Raw genomic sequence first — 6,000 nt, forward strand, 5'->3', positions numbered from 1 at the left:
TTGCGGCCTGATTTGCAATCAGACAACGAGAATTTGAGATATGTTTAAACCTGAATTGTTATCCCCTGCGGGCAGCCTTAAAAACATGCGCTACGCTTTTGCGTACGGTGCAGATGCCGTCTATGCTGGCCAACCACGTTATAGCCTTCGTGTTCGTAACAACGAGTTCAATCACGAGAACCTTAAGATTGGTATCGACGAAGCACATGCACAAGGCAAAAAGCTATACGTGGTATGTAACATTCAGCCACATAACTCAAAATTAAAGACCTTCATTCGCGATCTTAAACCTATCGTTGAAATGGGCCCAGACGCCTTAATCATGTCTGATCCAGGTCTTATCATGATGGTACGTGAAAACTTCCCTGAAGTGGTTATTCACCTATCAGTGCAAGCGAACGCCGTTAACTGGGCAACCGTTAAATTTTGGTCTACCCAAGGTGTTGAGCGTGTCATTCTTTCTCGTGAACTATCGCTAGAAGAAATCGAAGAAATTCGCGAAAACTGCCCAGAAACAGAATTAGAAATTTTTGTTCATGGTGCACTTTGCATGGCTTACTCTGGCCGCTGTCTTCTATCTGGTTACATGAACAAACGTGACCCGAACCAGGGTACTTGTACTAACGCTTGTCGTTGGGAATACAAAGCAGAAGCAGCAAAAGAAGACGAAAACGGTCAAATTGTTGAAGCTAACCCTGCAGATACTGGTGTTAATGTTCAGGAAGTGGAAGTTCAAGAAGCTCGCCCTGACAACACTCTTGGCCTTGGTAAGCCAACAGACGAAGTGATTCTACTTTCTGAATCTCACCGTCCTGAAGAAAAAATGGCTGCTTTTGAAGATGAGCACGGCACTTACATTATGAACTCGAAAGACCTACGTGCTATCCAGCATGTAGAGCGTCTAACGAAGATGGGTGTACACTCATTAAAAATTGAAGGTCGTACTAAATCTTTCTACTACTGTGCGCGTACCGCTCAGGTATACCGTAAAGCAATTGATGATGCTGTAGCTGGCAAACCATTTGATGAAAGCCTAATGGGTACACTAGAAAGCCTTGCTCACCGTGGTTACACCGAAGGTTTCTTACGCCGTCACACACATGATGCATACCAGAACTACGAGTACGGTTACTCAATTTCTGATACTCAACAATTTGTGGGTGAATTCACAGGTAAGCGACGTGGCGATCTTGCAGAAGTTGATGTGAAGAATAAATTCTTGGTCGGCGATAGCCTTGAAGTAATGACACCACAAGGTAACGTTGTTTTCACGCTTGAAATGATGGAAAACCGCAAGTCAGAATCTGTTGATGATGCAAAAGGTAATGGCCACTTTATGTTTATCCCAGTACCTGCTGACATGGACTTAGAGTACGGCCTACTAATGCGTAACCTAAGTAACGGTCAAGATACTCGTAGCCCTCACGGTTCTGTAGACGGTAAATAATTCGATGGCATTGCTCATTAATGATAAATGCATCAACTGCGATATGTGTGATCCTGAGTGTCCAAACGAAGCGATCACCATGGGCGAAGAGTTCTATGAAATAGATCCTGCCCGTTGCACTGAATGTATAGGCCATTACGACAAACCAACGTGTCAGTCTGTTTGTCCTATTACAAAATGTATTATCATCGACCCCGATAATGTCGAAACCGAAGATGAACTGCTTGAAAAGTTTGTCACCTTACAAGGTTTGACATAACGAAAAAAGCGCCTAAGGGCGCTTTTTTTATATCTAAGAATTCAAATATCAATCACGATTGAATTAATGCTAAACATTGAGGCGGCGGTATTTTCATTTGCTTCTTTTTCTTTGGCTTTGTTTCTTTTTTCTTATTCTGAGCAGTCTGTTTTACTTTCTTTTGTGGCTTCCAAGATGCTAGTTCAGCCCCGCAGCCATCTCCTGGAGGAGGTGGATTTTGTGCTTTACAGTTAGTGCTGCCATCAGGGCAACTTAAACGCACGTGAAAGTGATAATAATGCCCCCACCAAGGCCGTACTTTTCTTAACCAGTCACGATTTTGCCATTCCGATTTACACAGTTGTTCTTTAATCACCGGATGCACAAAAATACGCGCAACTCGATCATCAGTTGCCGCTAATTGAATTAACAAGGCTTGTTTGTTACTCCAGTTTTCATTATTAATTTTATAATCTTTAATATGTACCATCGGAAGCGGCTGTACTTCTACTAAACTTTTTTTTGCCAATGGAGCATCAGTCATCTTTAACCAAATATCAGCATCAAGCCCTGTCTGGTGGCTAGCATGCCCCGATGAAAACCGCCCACCACGTGGCATTGATATATCGCCAACTAACATATTACCAAGGCGTAATTTTTGCGCATCTGACGATAATTCTTTTAAGAACTGAATCATTTCACGATGACCATAATAACGGCCTCGTTGTGAACGAATAACCTGATACCCTTCCCCTTCTAGCGGTAACGTTTCACCGCCAGCGAGGCAACCATTGCTGTATGAACCAATAGAGTTTGATGTTCCATTGCTTGGTACTTTTACTTTTTCCCAAGGTGTGGCAGAAGTCGATAAGCTGTAACTCATCAGCATGACAGTAAGAAAAAGTATTCTATTCACAGTACCATCCCAATATTGTTATTAAATCCATTATTGAAATCATAGCGCACTCTCACTGTTGCATAGGAATAAAAAACAGCCCGTAGACTGCTTTTATTATTTATTAGCGTGATAGATAGATGTGGCTACTTCATTTGCTGATCAAGATTTAATATTGTCAGTGCATTACTTACGCTGGTCGCGACAACATCAACAACACCCGATCGTAATGCGCCTAGCAACGCTAATGCTTTACTGTTTTCAGCAGCCGAAACAACCACTGTTGGTATATGTCGCAGCTCTTCCATACTCAAACCAATCACTCGATCACTCATCATGGTATCAGCTTGGTTTCCTTGGCTATCAAAAAAATCATAACCAGCAATATCGCCAACAACACCCTTTCGAATACGTGCTTCTACAATTTCTTGCGGCGTGAACCAACCCAGCTTAACCATGTGGCTGTTTTCATTCATATCACCAACCCCAACTAAAGCAACATCAGCCCGACGAGCACGGTCTAATGTTTCTTTTACAGTGCCATTTTTCATGAAGGCTTCTTTTACTCTAATATCTTCAACGTAGGCTGGCGCATACAAGGTTTCACTAATGCCATCATATTTCTTCGCCAGTAATCGACAAATATGGTCAGCATTAATCGCATTACCCGAACGGTGAGTGCCACCGATACCACTCACAAAGCGGCATTTCTTATGAGGAACAACACCAACATGGCTAGCAATCGAAGCTATATTTCGCCCCTGCCCAACCGTCACTACCATTTCATCCGTTAAGATCGTGGCTAAATAGCTAGAAACCAGACTGGCAACCTGTTGACGTTGCGCCTCATCATCAGGCTGATCAAGTGCAATCAATGCGCGCTTTAGATTAAAACGTTCAATAAGTTGTTGTTCGAGTTTTTCGCTAAAAACAGGATGATATTTAACAGTAATTTCGACCACACCTTCTTCTCGAGCACGACGAAGCAGACGACCCACTTTGGCACGTGACATACCAAATTTTTTTGATATCTCTTCTTGAGTCGCACCATCTTGATAATAAGCGATAGCAATCTCGGTCAATAAGTCACTATCAACATGTGGGCTATCATTGGTATTTGCACTCATCGTACGATCCTTCCTAGCTGCTATTCAGCGCATTCATTACCAACAATATTACTATATGCGTGCCGTTAATTGGATAGTAAAGCTATGTATTCATTACAGACTTTGTCGACCACTAATCCCGAACAGCTTTTTCCAGTACGCACACCCAAAAGACAACCAAAATCACTAGAGGTTATTTTCATTTAAAATAAATAATTAAGATATTGATTTACTTGATATTATAGGTTGTGCAGCTTTTAGAGCATTGGAACTCTAGAGCTATATATTATCAAGCCAGACAGCTAACAGTCATGAATTACGTAGGAAAGATTGATCGGAATGAACAAGAAATTATTGAGGACGGTATAAAAAGCTAACCAACTGAGCTACCACTTCGCAGTGTCTATTTAGTTCTAATTTCCATTTTCTATAGACGTAAAAAAGCCCTAATCTTTCGATTAGGGCTTCTTCAATAATGGCGGAGTGGACGGGACTCGAACCCGCGACCCCCGGCGTGACAGGCCGGTATTCTAACCAACTGAACTACCACTCCGCAGTGTCTATTCAGCATTTAAGCAATTTGGAACTTGGCAATGACCTACTCTCACATGGGGAGACCCCACACTACCATCGGCGCAACTATATTTCACTTCTGAGTTCGGCATGGGATCAGGTGGTTCTATAGTGCTACTGTCGCCAAGTAAATTCTTTTACACAGTTCACGTTATTACTAACACAAACTTAAAATTGGGCGCCTGGCGATGCCCTACTCTCACATGGGGAGACCCCACACTACCATCGGCGCAACTGCGTTTCACTTCTGAGTTCGGCATGGGATCAGGTGGAGCCACAGCGCTATGGTCGCCAGACAAATTCTTTTATTGTCAGCATTCGCTGGCAATAGCAATCTTGGAAAATCTAACTAGTTTACAATCTGTTCTCAAACACCATTCAAGTGTTCGTGGAGTCCGTAAAAAACCCCTTGGGTGTTGTATGGTTAAGCCTCACGGGCAATTAGTACAGGTTAGCTCAATGCCTCACAGCACTTACACACCCTGCCTATCAACGTCGTAGTCTTCAACAACCCTTTAGGATACTTATAGTATCAGGGATGACTCATCTCAGGGCTCGCTTCCCGCTTAGATGCTTTCAGCGGTTATCGATTCCGAACTTAGCTACCGGGCAATGCTACTGGCGTAACAACCCGAACACCAGAGGTTCGTCCACTCCGGTCCTCTCGTACTAGGAGCAGCCCCCTTCAATCATCCAACGCCCACGGCAGATAGGGACCGAACTGTCTCACGACGTTCTAAACCCAGCTCGCGTACCACTTTAAATGGCGAACAGCCATACCCTTGGGACCGACTTCAGCCCCAGGATGTGATGAGCCGACATCGAGGTGCCAAACACCGCCGTCGATATGAACTCTTGGGCGGTATCAGCCTGTTATCCCCGGAGTACCTTTTATCCGTTGAGCGATGGCCCTTCCATTCAGAACCACCGGATCACTATGACCTGCTTTCGCACCTGCTCGAATTGTCATTCTCGCAGTCAAGCGGGCTTATGCCATTGCACTAACCTCACGATGTCCGACCGTGATTAGCCCACCTTCGTGCTCCTCCGTTACTCTTTGGGAGGAGACCGCCCCAGTCAAACTACCCACCAGGCACTGTCCGCAACCCCGATAAGGGGCCAACGTTAGAACATCAAGCATACAAGGGTGGTATTTCAAGGACGACTCCATACGAACTAGCGCCCGTATTTCATAGTCTCCCACCTATCCTACACATGTAGGGTCAATGTTCAGTGCCAAGCTGTAGTAAAGGTTCACGGGGTCTTTCCGTCTAGCCGCGGGTACACAGCATCTTCACTGCGATTTCAATTTCACTGAGTCTCGGGTGGAGACAGCGTGGCCATCATTACGCCATTCGTGCAGGTCGGAACTTACCCGACAAGGAATTTCGCTACCTTAGGACCGTTATAGTTACGGCCGCCGTTTACCGGGGCTTCGATCAAGAGCTTCGACTTGCGTCTAACCCCATCAATTAACCTTCCGGCACCGGGCAGGCGTCACACCGTATACGTCATCTTTCGATTTTGCACAGTGCTGTGTTTTTAATAAACAGTTGCAGCCACCTGGTATCTGCGACTCCCAGCAGCTTAGAGAGCAAGTCTCATCACCGCCAGGAGCGTACCTTCTCCCGAAGTTACGGTACCATTTTGCCTAGTTCCTTCACCCGAGTTCTCTCAAGCGCCTTGGTATTCTCTACCTGATCACCTGTGTCGGTTTGGAGTACGATTACTTATAACCTAT

Annotated in this window: 4 protein-coding genes, 1 tRNA gene and 3 rRNA genes; 2 read left to right on the forward strand and 6 right to left on the reverse strand. The window is 44.6% G+C overall.

All coding sequences use genetic code 11. The annotated features are described in order from the left end of the window. The first annotated feature begins 40 nt into the window (after nucleotides 1-40). Together trhP and C9J48_RS04825 are read left to right on the forward strand one after the other, a co-directional pair. Nucleotides 41-1,447: a prephenate-dependent tRNA uridine(34) hydroxylase TrhP gene (trhP, locus tag C9J48_RS04820; protein ID WP_006230766.1), complete on the forward strand. Its 1,407-nt coding sequence runs from the start codon at nucleotides 41-43 to the stop codon at nucleotides 1,445-1,447. A 4-nt stretch (nucleotides 1,448-1,451) separates the two neighbouring features. After that, nucleotides 1,452-1,706: a YfhL family 4Fe-4S dicluster ferredoxin gene (locus C9J48_RS04825; RefSeq protein WP_006230765.1), complete on the forward strand. Its 255-nt coding sequence runs from the start codon at nucleotides 1,452-1,454 to the stop codon at nucleotides 1,704-1,706. Nucleotides 1,707-1,758: 52 nt separating this feature from the next. Here the strand turns inward: C9J48_RS04825 and mepA are convergent, their stop codons facing one another. The 6 genes from mepA to C9J48_RS04855 all read right to left on the reverse strand — a co-directional run. Then, on the reverse strand, nucleotides 1,759-2,574 hold the full coding sequence (gene mepA / locus C9J48_RS04830; RefSeq protein WP_006230764.1) for a penicillin-insensitive murein endopeptidase: 816 nt from the start codon (nucleotides 2,572-2,574) through the stop codon (nucleotides 1,759-1,761). A gap of 152 nt (nucleotides 2,575-2,726) precedes the next feature. Continuing rightward, nucleotides 2,727-3,707, reverse strand: coding sequence for a sugar-binding transcriptional regulator (locus C9J48_RS04835; RefSeq protein ID WP_006230763.1), 981 nt, complete (start codon nucleotides 3,705-3,707; stop codon nucleotides 2,727-2,729). 455 nt (nucleotides 3,708-4,162) lie between these two features. Beyond that, a tRNA-Asp gene (locus C9J48_RS04840) sits at nucleotides 4,163-4,239 on the reverse strand. Nucleotides 4,240-4,271: 32 nt separating this feature from the next. Next, nucleotides 4,272-4,387: ribosomal RNA gene (gene rrf / locus C9J48_RS04845) — 5S ribosomal RNA — on the reverse strand. Nucleotides 4,388-4,439: 52 nt separating this feature from the next. Next, nucleotides 4,440-4,555 (reverse strand): 5S ribosomal RNA (gene rrf / locus C9J48_RS04850). 124 nt (nucleotides 4,556-4,679) lie between these two features. Further along, nucleotides 4,680-6,000: ribosomal RNA gene (locus C9J48_RS04855) — 23S ribosomal RNA — on the reverse strand; the annotation flags it as partial.

Origin of the sequence: Photobacterium profundum, from assembly GCF_003026285.1 — a bacterium.
Classification (GTDB): Bacteria; Pseudomonadota; Gammaproteobacteria; order Enterobacterales; family Vibrionaceae; genus Photobacterium; species Photobacterium profundum.